Annotated in this window: 14 protein-coding genes; 1 reads left to right on the top strand and 13 read right to left on the bottom strand. The window is 61.9% G+C overall.

Annotation, left to right across the window (positions count from 1 at the left end):
- Nucleotides 1–3 precede the first annotated feature (3 nt).
- The 10 genes from ABIE18_RS14880 to ABIE18_RS14835 form a co-directional block, all read right to left on the bottom strand.
- A complete protein-coding gene (locus tag ABIE18_RS14880) occupies nucleotides 4–1893 on the bottom strand; it encodes an ABC transporter ATP-binding protein (RefSeq protein WP_499723468.1) in 1890 nt (629 codons plus the stop codon).
- Between the two features lie 103 nt (nucleotides 1894–1996).
- Nucleotides 1997–3508: an IMP dehydrogenase gene (gene guaB, locus ABIE18_RS14875; protein WP_223933862.1), complete on the bottom strand. Its 1512-nt coding sequence runs from the start codon at nucleotides 3506–3508 to the stop codon at nucleotides 1997–1999.
- A 257-nt stretch (nucleotides 3509–3765) separates the two neighbouring features.
- A complete protein-coding gene (locus tag ABIE18_RS14870; RefSeq protein WP_499723467.1) occupies nucleotides 3766–5859 on the bottom strand; it encodes an acyltransferase family protein in 2094 nt (697 codons plus the stop codon).
- Nucleotides 5856–7958, bottom strand: a complete 2103-nt coding sequence (locus ABIE18_RS14865) for an acyltransferase family protein (RefSeq protein ID WP_499723513.1) — start codon at nucleotides 7956–7958, stop codon at nucleotides 5856–5858. Before ABIE18_RS14865 ends, ABIE18_RS14870 begins: the two co-directional genes overlap by 4 nt.
- Before the next feature lie 157 nt (nucleotides 7959–8115).
- Nucleotides 8116–9225, bottom strand: coding sequence for a flavin-containing monooxygenase (locus tag ABIE18_RS14860; protein WP_499723466.1), 1110 nt, complete (start codon nucleotides 9223–9225; stop codon nucleotides 8116–8118).
- Between the two features lie 35 nt (nucleotides 9226–9260).
- Complete coding sequence (locus ABIE18_RS14855; RefSeq protein ID WP_499723465.1) at nucleotides 9261–9602, bottom strand: hypothetical protein; 342 nt, start codon at nucleotides 9600–9602, stop codon at nucleotides 9261–9263.
- A gap of 168 nt (nucleotides 9603–9770) precedes the next feature.
- Complete coding sequence (locus ABIE18_RS14850; RefSeq protein WP_499723464.1) at nucleotides 9771–11441, bottom strand: LuxR C-terminal-related transcriptional regulator; 1671 nt, start codon at nucleotides 11439–11441, stop codon at nucleotides 9771–9773.
- A 295-nt stretch (nucleotides 11442–11736) separates the two neighbouring features.
- Nucleotides 11737–13350, bottom strand: a complete 1614-nt coding sequence (groL, locus tag ABIE18_RS14845; RefSeq protein WP_223933870.1) for a chaperonin GroEL — start codon at nucleotides 13348–13350, stop codon at nucleotides 11737–11739.
- Nucleotides 13351–13434: 84 nt separating this feature from the next.
- Nucleotides 13435–13731 carry a co-chaperone GroES gene (groES, locus tag ABIE18_RS14840; protein WP_011775524.1) on the bottom strand — a complete coding sequence of 99 codons (297 nt, stop codon included), beginning with the start codon at nucleotides 13729–13731 and terminating at the stop codon, nucleotides 13435–13437.
- 191 nt (nucleotides 13732–13922) lie between these two features.
- Nucleotides 13923–14351, bottom strand: a complete 429-nt coding sequence (locus tag ABIE18_RS14835; RefSeq protein WP_499723463.1) for a hypothetical protein — start codon at nucleotides 14349–14351, stop codon at nucleotides 13923–13925.
- Between the two features lie 67 nt (nucleotides 14352–14418).
- Here ABIE18_RS14835 and ABIE18_RS14830 point away from each other — a divergent pair, with 67 nt between their 5' ends.
- Entirely contained in the window at nucleotides 14419–15645 is a 1227-nt protein-coding gene (locus tag ABIE18_RS14830; protein WP_499723462.1) for a THUMP-like domain-containing protein, read from the top strand.
- 6 nt (nucleotides 15646–15651) lie between these two features.
- Here ABIE18_RS14830 and ABIE18_RS14825 read toward each other — a convergent pair whose 3' ends face one another.
- From ABIE18_RS14825 to ABIE18_RS14815, 3 genes are read right to left on the bottom strand one after another with little or no spacing between them, the layout of a single operon-like run.
- A complete protein-coding gene (locus ABIE18_RS14825) occupies nucleotides 15652–16464 on the bottom strand; it encodes a shikimate 5-dehydrogenase (protein WP_499723461.1) in 813 nt (270 codons plus the stop codon).
- A 39-nt stretch (nucleotides 16465–16503) separates the two neighbouring features.
- The gene (ykgO, locus tag ABIE18_RS14820; RefSeq protein WP_011775528.1) at nucleotides 16504–16626 is read right to left on the bottom strand and encodes a type B 50S ribosomal protein L36; all 123 of its coding nucleotides are present in this window, start codon (nucleotides 16624–16626) and stop codon (nucleotides 16504–16506) included.
- 45 nt (nucleotides 16627–16671) lie between these two features.
- The gene (locus ABIE18_RS14815; protein ID WP_499723460.1) at nucleotides 16672–17811 is read right to left on the bottom strand and encodes a GTP-binding protein; all 1140 of its coding nucleotides are present in this window, start codon (nucleotides 17809–17811) and stop codon (nucleotides 16672–16674) included.
- Between the last annotated feature and the right edge of the window lie 3 nt (nucleotides 17812–17814).

Below are 17814 nucleotides of genomic sequence, written 5' to 3'. Positions count from 1 at the left end.
CTCTTACGGGGTGTTCTGGCTGGTCTCTTCCACCGTGAGCTGGGATTCGAACATCCGGAAGTACCGGCCCCTCAACGCCACAAGCTCCTTGTGGGTCCCCTGTTCGGCAATCCGCCCATCCTCAAGCATGTACACAACGTCTGCCTTTTCGATGGTGGCCAGCCGGTGGCTGATGGCAATGATGGTGCTGTTGCGGTCGGCGAAAAGGCGGGTGAAGATCCGGTGCTCAGCCAAAGCATCGATGGCTGACGTTGGTTCGTCCATGACCATGAAGGAGGCATCCCGGTAGAAGTTCCGGGCCATGGCAAGCCGCTGCCATTGCCCGCCGGAGAGGCCACTCCCCTTGCGCCCGCGGGGATCCTCCATCCAATTGCTCACATGGTTTTCCAGGCCATTGGGCAGCTTGTTGATGAACTCCATGGCCTCGGCGTCTGAGGCTGCCCTACGGATGCGTTGCTCGTCCCGGGGTTGATCGACATCGCCCAGATAGACGTTCTCCGCCGCGGTGGCGAATTCATACTTCAGGAACTCCTGGCTCAGGACCGCGAGGTGCCGGTGCCAACTGGTCACGTCGATACCGGTGAGATCGACGCCGTCGAGCAGTACTTGGCCTGAATCCGGCCGGTACAGACCGGCCAGAATCCGGATCAGCGTGGACTTTCCCGCGCCGTTCTCACCAACTATGGCAATGTGCTGGCCAGCCCTGATGGTCAGGGAAATGCCCTTGATAACCTCAATGTCACTCCCCGTATAGCTGAACCGGATGTCCCGCATTTCCACGACGGAAGGCGACTTCAACAAGGGAGGCTCGTGGCCGCTGGGCACGGGAAGCGCCATGAACAGCTCGTAGTCTTTGAGGTTCGCAAGGTCTTCGTCGATGGAACTCAGTGACGAGACCAGGTTGTTCGCGGTGGACAGAGCCCGGCTGACGATCTGTTGGATGTAGAGGAACTGCCCTACCGGCTGCGCCCTGGCAATGATTTGTCCCACCACCCAAATCAAGGACACAACTTCAGCCCCATACTGCAGGGCGTCCGCTGCGAGTTGCTTGGGGATGTAGCGCTTCTGGAAGTCCAGCCGCCTGCGCTCGTCAGCGTCCCGAAGCCGCGACCGCAGATCCATCAAATAGCCTACGATTCCGTAGAGCCGCATCTCGGCAATGTGCTGGGGCCGCAGGAGGTTGGTCTCAATCATTCGCCGTTGCCGCCGGGAATCCACCTGGGTATTCCAATGGGCTATTTGTTCCCTTGAGAGTTTGAACTGCAGGTAGACGCTCGGGACGATGGCGATAAGGACAATGACAGCGATCCACCAACTGACCAACAAGAGCGCACCGACTGCCAGGATGACTGAAACCAATTGCGTAAAGATGGCCGCGATCCGGTCCAGAACCCGCGCGTAGGAATCGGAGAACCGCTTGGCGCGATCGTAGAGATCCACCGTTTCTTTGTCGTCATATCGCCAGAACTCCAGGGCCAGGAAGCGCTCATACATCATGTCGCCGACGATCGCGCCCACTTTGAAGCTCATCAGCTGCTGGATGTACCGGTCGACGCTGCTGAAGGCGCCCCAGAACAGCCCCAGCGCCGCAGTGATGATGACGTACAGTACCGCCCGCGGACCGGCGTCGGGATCTCCCGCGTAACCGGCGGCCAACGCCGTGGTGGTCAGCGCTGCGAAGTAGGTGGTTACGAGCGGCAGCGTGGCCGAAATCAGGGAGCCGGCCACTTTCATGATGACTGCTACCGGTGATGCCTTGAAACTCACTTTCAGGACCTGCCCGACGGCGCGCGCGTACGGCCGGAGGGCAAGCTTGCGGGGCGCTTTGCCGGGTTGGACTGAGTTCAGCCGGACTGACTCCGGATGCCGCGGTTGTGCGGGCTTTTCGGACATGTCCCCAGCCTATTCCTACCCACAGACATTTCCGTTGCGGCCCTTAAACAGCTGTTCCCCATGGAGACTTCCACGGGGAACAGCTGGGAGGAACTGATGGTGGTCAGCGGGAACCGTAGTTGGGTGCCTCCACCGTCATCTGGATATCGTGCGGATGCGATTCCTTCAGGCCGGCCGGAGTGATCCGGACGAACTTGCCGCGTGCCTTGAGCTCGGCAATCGTGGGAGCGCCCGTGTAGAACATGGTCTGGCGGAGGCCGCCCACCAGCTGGTAGGCGACGGATGCCAGCGGACCACGGAACGCCACGCGGCCTTCGATGCCTTCCGGGATGAGCTTGTCATCGCCGGAAACGTCGGCCTGGAAGTAGCGGTCCTTGGAGTAGGACGTGTTCTTCCCACGGGATTGCATGGCACCAAGGGAGCCCATGCCGCGATAGCTCTTGAACTGCTTGCCGTTGACGAAGATGAGCTCGCCGGGAGACTCTTCACAACCGGCCAGCAGCGAGCCGAGCATCACGGTGTCAGCACCGGCAACCAGTGCCTTGCCGATATCACCCGAGTACTGGAGGCCGCCGTCGGCAATCAGCGGCACTCCAGCCGGAATGGCAGCCTTCGCGGATTCGTAGATGGCGGTGATCTGCGGAACGCCGACACCGGCTACAACACGGGTGGTGCAGATCGAGCCTGGGCCCACACCCACCTTGATGCCATCGGCACCGGCGTCAATCAGGGCCTGGGCGCCTTCGCGGGTGGCAGCCTGGCCACCAATGATGTCCACGTGCGCGGCAATCGGATCCGACTTCAGGCGACGGATCATGTCCAGCACACCTTGGGAGTGGCCGTTGGCGGTATCCACGAAGAGCGCGTCCACCCCGGCGTCGATGAGCTTCATGGCGCGTTCCCAACCGTCACCGAAGAAGCCGATGGCAGCACCTACGCGCAGCCGGCCTTCGTCGTCCTTGGTGGCCAGCGGGTACTGCTCTGCCTTGGTGAAGTCCTTGGTGGTGATGAGCCCCTTGAGGCGGCCCTGCTCGTCAACAAGCGGGAGCTTCTCGATCTTGTTCGTGGCCAGCTTGTGCGAGGCTTCCTCGCGGCTGATGCCCACATGGCCGGTGATGAGCGGCATCTTGGTCATGGCATCGCTGACGCTGCGCAGCGGGAATTCAGATTCCGGAATGAACCGGGTGTCGCGGTTGGTCACGATGCCCAGCAGGCGTCCGTCGGTGTCCACCACGGGAAGGCCGGAAACGCGGTAGCGGGAACAGAGCTCGTCCAGTTCCTGCAGCGTGGCCTGCGGCCCAATCGTCAGCGGGTTGGTGATCATGCCGGATTCGCTGCGCTTGACGCGGTCCACATGCTCAGCCTGGTCATCGATGGACAGGTTGCGGTGGACTACGCCCAAACCACCCTGGCGGGCCATGGCGATGGCCATGCGGGACTCAGTGACGGTGTCCATGGCAGCGGACAGCAACGGCGTCTGTACCGTGATGCGCTTGGAAATCCGGGAGGACGTGTCCGCGTCGGATGGGATGACATCGGTGTGTCCGGGGAGGAGCAGTACGTCGTCGTAGGTCAGGCCTACGAAGCCAAAGGGATCGTGTTCGGGCTGGGTCATGAGTGCGGCCTCTTACCTGGGTTCCGGGGGCTTTAACTGGTAGGGGTTGCAACTGATGACCAGCCCGTCATTACGGGACTGGCCTGTGCATAAAATACGGGCCTGTGCATGAGGTACTGCAAGGCAAAGGTGCTTCGGGTATTGAATAAATAGTAGAACCTCCGCGGCGATCGCCATATTCCGCGACGCCTGAGTGTGAGCAACAGCACTGGCGGCAGGCCGACGTCGTGCGTTCCATGCTCCTGCTGGCGGCGGGGCTAGCGCTCTGACCAGCCCGTCGCGGCGAGGAGCCGCTCCTCGAACATCGGAATCATGCTCTGGACATAGGTCTTGGTGAGGTGGTTGTCGTCCTTGTAGACGTACACATTGCCCACCACTGCCGGACACGTGCCCCGCTCACAGATGAAGTCGCTCATGTCCATCAAGTACAACCGATCCACCTTGCCCGCGTAATCGTCCAGGGGCGAGGATGCAGCGAGGGAATCTTCCAGCGGAGGGTTGCAGTCGGGCGAATCAGGGCCCTTCTTCTGCACGCACTCGGGCATGTTGATGCTGAAGCGCGGATTGTCGCGGACACCCACGACGTCGATTCCGGCATCCGTGAAGGGCTTGATTCCTTCCAAATAGCCGGGCACTTCGGTCTCGAAAGGGGCCGTGACATGAGTTAGCGACGCCACAGTGAACACCGCATCGGGTTTGTGTTCCATGACATATGCGGCACTTGCCTTGTTGAAGTCGTTGCAGTCGCTGGTGCGCTCAGGAGAGTCGGCACCGAACCGGCAGTTCCCCTTCAGCAGAGTTACCACTTCCCAACCGTGCTCCTTGGCGATGGGGCCCAGGGCGGCCATGTACTGCTGGGCATGGGAATCGCCCAAGACCACGATCCTCTTGGTCACTACTTCCGGTTCATCATTCTGGAGGCAACCCTGCAGCAACGGATCCGACGGGACGTTGGCGCCAGTACACAGGCCGTCGATGTCCGCCCATTCATCCTTCATGGCAGCGGGTGCGGGAATGATCATCGCCTTAGGCGTCGGTTGGCCCGCAAACTCAGGCGAGAGCGCTGCAGCACCGGGCGTCAGTTCCTTGGGCTGATCCGCAATCGCCACCCCTTCAGCCGCGATGGCACCCTGCCAGGCGGTCATCGGCAGCGCCAGCAGCGCACCGCAGGAAACAACAACGACGGCGGCCCGCCAGGACCGTGCGTCCGGCCACTGCCAGCGGCGCATGGGCACCTCGACATACCGTGTGGTGGCAACGGCCAACATCATGGATACCGCCATGATGCCCAAGCCCTGCAGGAGGTTGGGGCTGGTGGTCTCCGTGACGAGCAGGAAGAACACCAGGACAGGCCAATGCCACAAGTACAAGGCATAGGAATTGTTGCCCACCAGGACCAGGGGCTTGGAGCTGAGCACGCGGTCCGCACCAAAGCGGCTGTTGCTCGGGCCGGCAACGATGACCGCCGCTGCTGCCAGCGTGGGCCAGAGGGCCACGAATCCCGGGAAGGAACGGTCGACCGTCAGGATCAAGCCACACGAAAGCATGGCGGCCAGGCCTGCCCAACCCAGGAATACCCGAAGCCGCCGTCCCGGTTTGAGGTACGGGAGAGCCAGTGCCAGCAGGGACCCCAGCGCAAATTCCCACAGCCGTGTACGGGTATCAAAATACGCATACGCCTGGTTGTTGGCCGTCTGGTCGATGGAATAGACCAGCGAGGCCACAAAGACCAGGCCGAACGCCATGAACAACAGCTGCCGGTGTTTTATGGTCTTCCGGCCCGGGAACAGCTTTGCCAGTTGCGGCTGCAGCAGAGCCACCGCCGCGAAAATCAGCGGCCACAGGATAAAGACCTGGCCTTGGACGGACAGGGACCAAAAGTGTTGAAGGGGACTCGCTCCGGAGTGGTCCTGGGCATAGTAATCAACGGCAGAGTCCGCAAGCTGCCAGTTCTGCCGGTACAGCAGGGACGCCCAGGCCTCGGCGAGCACCTCCGGCCACCGGCTCTGCGGGACAAAGGCCCACGTTGCGGTCAGAACCGCCAACAAGACAACGACGACGGCGGGCAGCAGCCGCTTGAACACGTGGAGCCAGTGTTGCAGGAGCCTCAGGGGCTTGTGGTTTTCGAGCTTCCGCGTAAAGGACAGGGTCAGCAGGAAGGCCGAGATGAGCAAAAAGACGTCGACGCCACCGGACACCCGGCCGAGCCAAATGTGGTAGGCCGCCACCATCAACACAGCCAGGGCACGCAGGCCTTGGACCTCCGGGCGGAAGGTGCGTTCCGCCGTCGTGGGCCTCTCTGTCGTGAGGTTGCCACCCAAAGGTGCAGTTGCTTTCACGTTGTCGCTCATCGCTCCCACCCCGTCGCGGCAAACCACCTTTCGTCGAACATCTCGCCCATGCTGGTGACGTAGGTCTTGGACAAGTGGTTATCGTCCAGGTAGACGAACACATTTCCTATGACGCTGGGGCACTGGGCACCGTTGCAGAGGAGATCTGTCATATCCAGGAACGCAGCATTTCCAAACTTTCCCTGCTCCGCCGCGAAGGGGCTCTCCGCGGCCAGGACGTCATGCTGGTCAGAATTGCAGTCGGGGCTGTCCACGCCCTTGGACAGGGCACACTCTGTGACGTTGTGGTCATAGCGCGGGTTGTCACGGATGGCTACCACCTGGATGCCGAGGTCGTTGAAGTTGGTAACGGACTGTTCAAAGCCGTACACCAACTCCTCATCCGGTGATGACGGGGCCGCCTTGGTGCCCACCATGAATACGGAATCCGGGGTGTGGGCTGCCACGTATTTGAAAGCCGCCGAGTTGAAATCGTTGCAGTGCTGGTCAGCGTCAGGGTTCTCCGGCATGAACGGGCATCCGCCCAAAAGGAGGGCAGTGACCTTCCAATGCTCAGCCTCCGCGAGAGGACCGAGTGCGGCCAGCCATTGCTGGGCATGGGAGTCGCCCAGGACAACGATGCTCTTGGTGGCGTCATCCCCCACGCCGTTTTGCTGGCAGTTCTCCCGCAGCGTCTTGTCTTCGGGCTGGGACTCGCCTTCGCACGTCCCACCCAGGTGTGCCCAGTCCTCAGGCAGCTGTTCTGCCGTAGGAAGCGTCTTGGCATCCTGGCTGACTTGGTTCACATAGCCTGGAAGGAGGGCATGGGCTCCAGGGTTGTCGTTGAATGCCTGCGTATCAGCGGCCTTCTGGTCCAGATACTGCTTGTACTGGAAGCCAAGCAACGGCGTGCACGCCACGGCCAGGCAAACGGCGATGGAGATGGCTGCGCGGCGACGTTTCACCTCGGGCCACTTCCACTCCCGGAATGGCTTCTCCACGTACTTCGTGGTCAGGAACGCCAGGATCAGTGCCAACGCCACAATCGCGGTGCCTGAAAGCCAACCCGCATGATCCTTGCCGCTCCAGGCCAAGGCGATCACCAGGATGGGCCAATGCCAGAGATAGAGGGCATAGGAGTTATCGCCAAGCCGAACCAGGAATTTGGAGCTCAGGATCCGATCCACGCCGAAGCGGCTCCCGGTCTGTCCCGCTGCAATCACTGCAACGGCAGCCAGTGTTGGCCAGAGCGCAACAAAGCCCGGGAAAGCAGTTTGGACCTGCAGCAGGATTCCGCAGCTGAGCATGGCCGCCACGCCGATCCACCCCATCGCCACACGGACGGGCTTGGAAAAGTCCAGGGCAGGCAGGATCAGGGCAACAAGTGTTCCCAGGGCGAACTCCCAAAGCCTGGCGAAGGTGTCGAAGTAGGCCACCGCCTGGTTGTTGGCCGTGGAAATGATGGAGTACGTCAGGGAAACAACGAAGATGAGTGCAAAAACGTAAGCGAGCGAAGCCCTGTATCGAAGATCGAATTTGCGGCAGATGACCGCCATCACGGCGAAGATCACTGGCCAGAGAATGAATACCTGGCCCTGGATGGAAAGCGACCAGAAATGCTGCACAGGACTGGCGAGGCTGTGGTCCGTGGCGTAGTAATTGACCGCAAGAGTCTGCAGGAGCCAATTCTCGTAGTAGAAGAGTGATGCCCAAGCCTGATTGACCACTTCCACCCAGCGGGTGGGCGGCAGGAAAGCAAAAGTTGCAGCAAGTGTTCCGAAGAGGACAACCACGACTGCCGGCAGCAGGCGCCTGAACAAGTGCAGCCAGTGCCGCAGCAAGTCCATCGGGCGCCGCTGTTTGAAGCGGCTCGTGAACTGAAGGGTCATGAGGAATGCCGAGATCAGCAGGAAGACATCCACCCCGCCTGACACCCGTCCAATCCAGATGTGGTAGCTCACAACCATGAGAACAGCGAGGGAGCGGAGGCCCTGGATTTCGGGTCGGAATGTGGACTTTACAACGGGACCGGTAGCCCGCCTGTTGGGACGGGCGGGCGGTCGGATCGTTGATGTAGTCACGTTAGGCAGTTCCTCAAGGCTATTGCACAAAGCATCCATCATACGCTGTTCCAGGCGCCAACCCCAGTCGGGCCTGCCAGTGGAACCGCCGTACGAGTGTCTATTAGCTCAGGTTGGACTATGCATTTGCAAAGATGAAACTGTGCGTTGCCTGTGCCACGGCACGCTGTTTGAACGCCGTTTGAACGCCAGGGCGCTAGGTCAAAGCCGGTCGACGCTCAGCTGTTGGCTGCCGGTCCGCTGTGATCCGGCGTGCCAGATAACGGGCGTCGCGGCCAACTCCTGGAAGCGTTGCCGAAACTGCCGCGAACAGGAACTCCTGGCCGACGAAATAGAGTCCAGGGACAGATTCCGCTACTCCCCTCTTGTGGGCCGGTGTCCCCTCTCCGTCCTGGTACGGGAGCTTCAGCCACGAGTAGTCCTCCCGGTATCCGGTACACCAAATGACGTTCGCCACGTCCAAGGGCCGCCCCTCTTCCAGCACCGGTTTACCTTGCTTTACCCCCGCTATCCTTGGCAGCAGTTCCACCTTCGCATCACGCAGATCCCTGGTACGTGTTCGGATCAAAGGTGCCGCCATGGTCTTGAATGCCGGCGCCACCTTCCGGCCAACCGGCGTGTTCAGTGTCAGGACGTGAAGGCCCGCGAACCGGACCACAGGCAGGACAAACCGGGCCGCGACACGTCCATGGCGAACAGGGAGTTCTCCACTGGCTTTGCCGGCCAGCAACGTGGTGTGCGTCCTGCTGGCTTCAAGGGCAATCTCCGCGCCGGAATTGCCGAGGCCGACCACGAGCACTGGTCCAGGTTGGAGTTGCCCAGGATTCTTGTATTCCTGTGAGTGCAGCTGCATGATGCCGGGATCCAGCTCATTCGCGAATGTTGGCCGCTTGGGCAGGCGATATCCACCGGTGGCAACCACTACATTGTTGGCGCTCCAGGACCGATCGCCGGAGCTCACAAGAAAGCGATCACCCTGTTGCGTCACCCCATCAACACGGACTCCGTGAACCACGGGAAGACTGAACCGCCGTGCATATTCTTCGAGGTAGTCCGCCAACTCATCCTTACTGGGAAACGCCAAGCGGTCTCCCGGGAAAGGCGCTCCCGGCAAACCGTCGTACTTGGCCGGTGTGAAGAGGCGAAGCGAATCCCACCGCTGGCGCCACGAATCGCCGGTTCTGGCGTTCTCATCAAGGATGACGAAATTGTGGTGCCCTACGGCCAGCCAATAGCCGAGCGCCAGGCCGGCTTGGCCACCGCCCACAATGACGGTTTCAAACTGTGGGTCACTAGTTCTTTTCATGGCTTTTCCTTCCTCGTCACGGGTCCGACGCGGAGTCACTTATGGCCTATGGCAGCGGCTGACAGGGGCCTTAAGTGACCCCGCGTTCCTGGGACTTCAGTTGCTGGAGTTTCAGCGGGAGCCTTCCGGTACCGCAGGCACCACACCAACATCAGGGCCGACGTCACCACGTAGAAGGAGTGCAACAGCCACACGGGTCCCGCCGGAAGGTCGAAGACGTAGAAGGAATGCACTGCATTGGCGATGTTGGTCAGGGTGATATTGCTCAAACTGTAGGAGGCCAGGTCCTTGGTGCGGACTGCCTTGAACAACATGGGCAGCATGCTGGATGCAAAGAGCACGGTTGATACGGTGCCGGCGAGCAGTGGAATGTTCATAAGCCCAAGCTATGAGTCCGATGCCCTCCCCCGCGTCGGCCAAATGACGCATTCCGCTGGAATGGGCATGGGTATTTATGCGCATGCCGGGAAGTGAGAGAGCGTTCCGGAAAACCCCGCAGGATGTGAGAGAACATCGGGCGAAAAGCTGTGGGATGTGAGAGAACATCAGTTGATCAAGTGGTGCTCGAAGGCGTATCTGGTCGCAGCAACCCTGGAGGGCAAGGAGAGTTTGCTGAGGATGTTGCTGACATGCCGGGCAACGGTTTTTTCGCTGAGGTACAGTTCCCGTGCAATCGACTTGTTGGCTTTTCCGTCGGCGACAAGCCGCAGGACTTCCAGTTCACGGGCGGTAAGCCCACCGGCAGTGAGCATGGAACCATCCCCGCCACGCTCCCCGCCGCCACTCACCGCGCCGGCTCCCGCACTGAGCCCGAGCACCTCGGTCATGGCCGGCACTGCTTCGAGTTCAGCGAACTCGGCTGTGGAGGCTTCGAATTCCATGGCTGCAGAGTCGGGATCGCCCAGCCCCACGCACGCACGGCCAGCCAACACCCGGCACCGGGCAGCCTCGTACGGAGCCTCGAGGCTGTACCAAAGCCGCCAGGCCTTCCGGGCGGACGTCAGTGCGGCCTCGGCACTCCCCTCGGCCAAGAGAACGCTGGCTTCGGCCTGCGCCGCAAGCGCCCGTTCCAGGGGCCTGCCTGTTTCCAGGACCGGAGCCGCAAGTTCGTCAGCCGCCGCCCTGGCTGCGACGAGGTCCCCCGCGGCAAGCTCCACCTGGACCACGGCCGGAAGCAGCCTGCACCGGTTGGCCGGATCCGCTCCGGACATTGCACGGTGCAACATGGCCTGCGCCTGGGACGTTTTGTTCTGGGCCATGCGTAGAAGCGCAAGGCCGGGCAATGGCTCATAACCGGTCTCCCCTGCCTTGGCGTAAGCTGCGTCGGCCTCGTCTAGCCTGCCCCTTAGGCGGAGGACTTCAGCCTGTTGGTACCAAGCTCCCCAGGCCGCTTCCGGATCGCCCCGACGCGAACGGTCCTGGGCGATGCGGGCCGCGGCCAAGGCGTCGTCCCAGGCGCCATGCAGGATGAACAGCTCTGCGCGGTGCGATTGGCATTGCCCACTGAACATCACCATGTCCGGCCGGTCCCCGCACCACCGTTCCAAGGCTGCCGTCCATTCCTGGGCTCGGTGGACATCCAAGGCCAGCCTGCAGCTTCCAATCACCGCGCAGTAGATGATGCCGGAAGGTATGGGCGAGACCTCGCCGGCGGTGACGGACAGCATCACTTCATCGAGGAGTTGCAATCCCTCGTCCGGGGAGCCGAGAGTAATCCTGGCCGTGCCCAAGCCCAGCTGGCCCAACGCCATGAGATCCCTGTCGTGGAAACGCTGGCCCACTTCAAAGGCCCGGCCAAACAGCTCGTGGCTGGCCGCGGGGTTTCCTCCGTACAGTGAACCCAGGGCGGATGGGATGAGGAGATAGCCCTCCGCTTCGGTGGGCTCTTCCATTTCGGCAATCAAATGCTGGGCGCGTGACATCCAGCCGGAACTTCGCGCGGGCTCCCCGATGTCCATGAGGAACAGCACCAGCCACGCCGCACAGCGCGCCGCGCCGGCCATGTCGCCCAGTGTCAGGAATTCCTCGTGGGCCCGAGTCAGGTACTTCACTCCGTCATCGTCATGGCCCAGCAGCATTGCCACGGATGCCACCAGTTCCATGTCCCGGGCAGGCAAGCCACCTTCGGAATCGGCCCGGGCAAGGCAGTCCAGTGCATCGCTCCAGCGGTGCTCGGAGAACGCCGAGCGTCCCAGGTCCAAGGCTGTGACCGGCATAGTCCACACTCATTCTGCGACCGGGAGCAACCCGGTTGGCGCACCCAAGCCGCCGTATTAGCGTCAGGGTACCGCCGCCGTCGTAAGCCCACAATAGCTCCACGCATCCCCGACGAGTCGTGTGGGTTCCTGATCTTCTTTGGTTTGCAGAGGCCCTCTTTTCACCCTTTTTCGGTTGTGCGGCGCGTGTTCCGGATTCAAAGAAGGTCAGGACGCCACAAGCCGACGCCGGGAAGCGCAAGAGAGCATAAAAAAGCCCTGGCCACGAGTGACCAGGGCTTTTTTGAACAGGCTGTTAGTGCTTGTGGCCTGCGTGTGCGTCTTCTTCCTCAGCCGGCTTTTCGGCAACCAGGGTCTCGGTGGTGAGAACCAGGGCAGCGATGGAAGCGGCGTTGCGGAGTGCGGAGCGGGTGACCTTGACGGGGTCGATCACGCCAGCGGCGATCAGGTCCTCGTACTCGCCGGACTTGGCGTTGAAGCCGTGGTTGGCTTCGAGTTCGGAAACCTTGGAAACGACGACGAAGCCGTCGAAGCCAGCGTTCTGCGCGATCCAGCGCAGCGGCTGGATCAAGGCACGGCGGACGATGCCAACAGCTGCTGCTGCGTCACCTTCCAGGGCCTTGACGGCCGGGGACTCATCCAGTGCCTTGAGGGCGTGGATGAGGGCGGAACCACCACCGGAAACGATGCCTTCTTCAAGGGCTGCACGCGTGGAGGAAACGGCGTCCTCGATGCGGTGCTTCTTTTCCTTCAGTTCAACCTCGGTGGCTGCGCCAACCTTGATAACGCCGATGCCGCCTGCCAGCTTGGCAAGGCGCTCCTGCAGCTTCTCGCGGTCCCAGTCGGAGTCCGTGCGGGTGAGCTCGGCGCGCAGCTGGGCCACGCGGTCGGCAACGTCCTGCTCGGTTCCGGCGCCATCAACGATGGTGGTGTTGTCCTTGGTGACCGTGATGCGGCGTGCCGTACCCAGTACCTCGAGGCCAACAGTGTCCAGCGAGAGGCCAAGGTCCGGGGAAACAACCTGGGCGCCCGTGAGCGTAGCGATGTCCTGCAGCATGGCCTTGCGGCGGTCGCCGAAGCCCGGAGCCTTGACGGCCACAACGTTCAGCGTGCCGCGGATGCGGTTGACGATCAGCGTGGACAGGGCTTCGCCTTCGATGTCCTCGGCGATGATGAACAGCGGCTTGGAGGCCTGCAGCGCCTTCTCCAGCAACGGCAGGAATTCCTGCAGGGAGGAGATCTTGCCCTGGTTGATCAGGATCAAGGCGTCTTCGAGGACAGCTTCCTGGCGTTCTGCGTCAGTGACGAAGTACGGGGAAAGGTAGCCCTTGTCGAACTGCATGCCTTCGGTGAGGACGAGTTCGGTCTGGGTGGTGGAGGATTCTTCGATGGTGATGACGCCATCTTTGCCCACCTTGCCGAACGCCTCGGCCAGCAGTTCACCAATTTCGTCGCTCTGTGCGGAAATAGCGGCAACGTTGGCGACCTGGGTGCCCTGCACTTCGCTTGCGTTCTCCAGGAGGCGGGCTGCGATGGCTTCGATGGAAACCTCGATGCCACGCTTGATCTCGCCAGGAGCGGCACCAGCAGCAACGTTGCGCAGGCCTTCCTTGACCAGTGCCTGTGCCAGCACCGTGGCGGTGGTGGTGCCGTCGCCAGCGACGTCGTTGGTCTTGGTGGCTACTTCCTTGGCCAGCTGCGCACCAAGGTTCTCGTAGGGGTCGTCAAGCTCAACTTCGCGGGCGATCGTCACGCCATCGTTGGTGATCGTGGGAGCGCCCCACTTCTTGTCCAGCACGACGTTGCGGCCGCGCGGGCCAAGCGTCACCTTGACAGTGTTGGCGAGCTTGTCGATACCGGCCTCAAGAGACCGGCGGGCAGCATCGTTAAAAGCAAGCTGCTTTGCCATGGTTGTGTCCTTTCAAGACAGAAAACCCGCACCGCAGAAGGTCGGAATGATTCCAACGCGGCTGCGGTGCGGGGCTCCAGGAAGTTACTTTACGACGATCGCAAGGACGTCGCGGGCGGACAGAACGAGGTACTCGTTGCCGCCGGTCTTGACTTCGGTTCCACCGTACTTGGAGTAGATAACGACGTCGCCAACAGCTACGTCAACCGGCACGCGGTTGCCGTTGTCATCGAAGCGGCCGGGGCCGATTGCAACAACTTCGCCTTCCTGCGGCTTCTCCTGTGCGGAGTCCGGAATTACCAGGCCGGAAGCCGTGGTCTGCTCTGCTTCGAGCGGGCGAACAACAATACGATCCTCAAGAGGCTTAATCGAGACCGACACTCGGACTCTCCTTTTCATGAGCTGATTCATGGACTAAGAACTAGGGTGCCGTGGCGTGCAACCGTCGTCGCGGTGCCGGTGGACGCCTGGCGTGATTAGCACCCTCCGGGGGAGAGTGCTAACACGACTCTATGTAAGCGTTAGCACTCGGTCAAGGTGAGTGCCAGAATTTCGTCCTGAGTGAACTCCCGTTACCGGCCGGTGAGGTCATCCAGATCGTAGTCTTCGCCGTCGTCGTCCTCATCTGTGGGCGCGGATCCGCGGTTCAAATACAGCACGATGGCGGCCGCCAGGGCCACGACGCCGGATATCACCAACGCGATAATCCCGCCAATGCGGGCCCCGCTGTAGAGGTCGCGGATATCGCGGGCTTCATCAGTAGCGTCATTCACGCTCTTGCCTGTCACGGAGTATGCCGTTGCATTGAATGAGTCCAACGCGAAGATGACGATCAGCAGGCCAATGCAGATTACAGCGATCACGGCCCCCGCGATCAAGGCAGGGCGGGCAAAAGCGACGAGGGATCTGCCGGCTGAATGCTCTGAAGCTCCTGGGCCAGCGGAGTGGTTCCCGCCAGGGTTGTTCGTGTCGGAGGGCTGCGGAGCTGCGTTGTCTTCCATGAAAACAACCCTATCGGGCTGATTCCCAACTCACGGCGTCAAGGCGCGCGCCGTTAGGCTTGATCCCATGTCTCACGCACCGCAGGAACAGATCGCACCCTTGCTGACCACTGAAGGATGGGAACTCCTTGCCTCGCTGGGGCCGTACCGAGAAGCCGAAGCGTTCAGCGTTAACGCCGACCTCCGGAAAGCAGGCCACTCCCCCGAACTCGTGGCCGCCGTACTCACACAGTCCCGCCTCCGGACCCGCGCCGAGGCCAAGTTCGGCGAGTTCGCCCGCCAGATGCTGTTCACCCAGGCCGGACTCGAGCAGGCAACCCGCCTCAACGTCGCAGCCCGGCACGCCGAGCGTTTTGCCAAGGCCGGCATTTCCCACGTAGCGGACCTCGGCTGCGGCCTCGGAGCGGACTCCATGGCCTTGGCCTCGATGGACATTGGCGTGACCGCCGTGGAAATGGACGAAACGACTGCCGCCTGCGCAACCATCAACCTCATGCCCTTCCCGCACGCCACAGTGGTGCATTCCGATGCGACTTCAGTGGACCTGGACGGAATCGACGGCGTGTGGCTGGATCCCGCACGACGCACAACCTCGACGTCCGGGACCAAGAGGATCTGGGATCCGGAAGCGTTCTCTCCCCCGTTGTCGTTCGTTGAAAGGCTGGCTGCAGCCGGCCGGGCAGTGGGAGTCAAAATGGGGCCCGGGATGCCCCACGACTCTGTTCCGGCGAACTGCGAAGCGCAGTGGGTCTCCGTAGGCGGCGACGTCACTGAGGTCACCCTGTGGTTCAACGCGGTGGCCCGTCCAGGGGTCCGGCGCGCGGCCCTTGTCATCGGTTCCCAGGGCGCTGCTGAGCTCACCAGCGGCGAGGACTTCGACGGCGGCCCGGTAGCCGCCGTCGGGCCGGTTGAAGGGTTCCTCTACGAACCGGACGGTGCGGTCATCCGCGCAGGCCTGGTGGCCGACGTCGCAGAACGTTTTGGCGGGCACTTGGTGGACGAACATATTGCCTACATCTGCGCCCCGGAACTCCATGACTCGCCCTTTGCCCGCGCATACAAGGTGCTTGAAGTAATGCCTTACAACGTGAAGGCGCTCAAAGCCTGGGTCAAAGCGAACGGCATCACGGTGCTGGACATCAAGAAGCGCGGCACGGCAGTTACTCCCGAAGAACTGCGGAAACAACTGCTTCCATCCAAGCGCGAGACCAAGCCCGCAAAAACGGCCACTCTGGTCCTCACCAGGATTGGCGAGGAAAGAGTGGCCGTGGTGGTGGAGCCCGTGACGTTCTAGGCCGCGTCAGCGGCGGGAGAACTCCGAGGCTTCGCGGACCTGGTCAGCACTCGGGCGGACACCCGTGTACAGGACGAATTGTTCCTCCGCCTGGATGGCGATGACTTCGGCTCCAGTGATCACCGGCTTGCCTGCTTGACGGGCAGCTGTGATGAGCGGTGTCTCGGAGGGGAGGGCGACGACGTCGAACACTACCTTCGCGGCGGCAATGGTTGCGTCGTCAAAGGATTGCGCTGTCTCGTCCGCGCCGGCCATCCCCAAAGGCGTGACATTGATGATGAGGTCCGCCGTTGCTCCGTTGACGTCATCCTGCCAGCCGAAACCGTAAAGGTCCGCGAGCGCACGTCCGGTGGTTTCGTTGCGGGCCACGATGGTCACGGACGTAAAGCCTGCATCGCGGAGAGCTGCGGCCACCGCTTTTGCCATTCCTCCGGCTCCACGCAGCAGCACGGTGTGGCTGCTGGGTACTTTGTGGTCCCTCAGCAGCCGGGCAATGGCGATGTAGTCGGTGTTGTACGCGGTCAGGACCCCGTCGTTGTTGACAATCGTGTTGACCGAGTCGATGGCCTTTGCCGACGGATCCATCACGTCCACAAGCGGGATGACAGCTTCCTTATAGGGCATGGACACCGCGGCTCCCCTGATGGGGAGGCCGCGGATGCCAGCCACTGCAAGAGTGATGTCCGCCGGGGCGAATGCCTTGTAGACAAAGTTCAGTCCGAGCAGATCGTACAAATAATTGTGGAACCGGGTCCCGATGTTGCTGGGCCGGGCCGCGAGCGAAATGCACAGGGACATGTCTTTGTTCAGGATTGGCATTCACCCATTAAACAACGGCCTTTTTACACTGCCGTGCTCTTAGCCCTGGCGGGCCTTCATGCGCGGGTTGTTCTTGTTGATGACGAACGTGCGCCCACGTCGCCGGACGATTTGTGCACCCGGGATCTTCTTGAGGGCACGCAGTGAGTTCCTGACCTTCATGGTTTTTCTCCTTCTTGTTGGTGGGTTGGCTTTTAGGGTGGCTGGCTAGAGTGCTTCGCTAAGTTCCAGGGGGTCCTCCCAGACACCAAAGTCGAGTTCCATCTCGGCCTCGGTCAATTGGCAGCCCTCCAGGAGGGTGCGGATTTCCTGCGGGTCGATGTCCTCGGAGCGTCCGGTAATGGCCAGGACCGTTCCGCGGTCGCCATAGTTCGGGTGCCAGTCCAGGACGGCGTCGACGTCGGCCCCCACCTTGGCGTTGCGGCCTGCTGCAGGTGCGTCCGCCAGCCAGGTCCCGGTGCTCTCAAGCCACACGCGGGGACCAATTCCCTGTACCGCAATCCGCGTCGTGGCGGCCGACGCGATCCACAAACGTCCGCGCAGCCAGTGGGTTCCAGCCGCGAGTCGGGGAAGTGCTTCACGGAAACGGCCCGGGTGCAGCGGCCGCCCGGCCTTGTGGAGGACTGTACGGAAAGAACCGGGCGAATCGTCCAAGGGCAGGCGGACCACGCCGGGCCGGGTACGTGCGGCCGCCTCGGCGTCGTCGAAGCAGCCCGATCTGAAGTCATCGGCTGCACTGATTGCTGCAGCGTGCGGCGCCAGCTGCCCCAGCAGCTCCACGCCAGTCACCCACTCTTTGGATCCCACGCGGGGATTTCCGGACCATTCAGCCCCCAAACCGGGGTGCAACATGACGGTGTCCACCTGCCCGAACTCGCCGATCAGGAACTCGCCGCTAGTCCGGTCATCCTCCGGCATCGATGTGAAGCCGGATTCAAAAAGGGTGTGACGGTCCCAGATGTGATCGTCAAGATCCACAGGGGCCAAGGCCAGGATGGCGTTGTCCATGACGGCCGGTTGGGAGAGGCCGCGCCTGAGTTCCGCGACTGCCATCCCTGCTGCGACGCCAGGGGGTAGGCCCAGGACCACATGGTCGAACCCGCAAGCGGCGAGGCGTTCCGCCGTCGGTACTACATCCAGCTTGACCGTACAACTGAGGCAACCGTGTTCCAGAACGGTTGTTTCGCGCTCAAACAACTGGTCTCCCCTGTAGACGCGCCGCATGACCAAGGAACCGTCCAGGAGGTCGTGAAGAACTACGACGGAGTTCGTGTGGGTTCGACCAAGCCGGGCGGTGGCCGCTTCGCGGCACTGACTGTCCAGGGAGCTGACAACGGTGAGGTGCATGGA

The organism is Arthrobacter sp. 2762 (assembly GCF_040548745.1).
In the GTDB taxonomy this organism is placed as follows: domain Bacteria; phylum Actinomycetota; class Actinomycetes; order Actinomycetales; family Micrococcaceae; genus Arthrobacter.
Note: the sequence above shows the minus strand (reverse complement) of the source record. Positions and strands in the feature narration are given on the sequence as shown.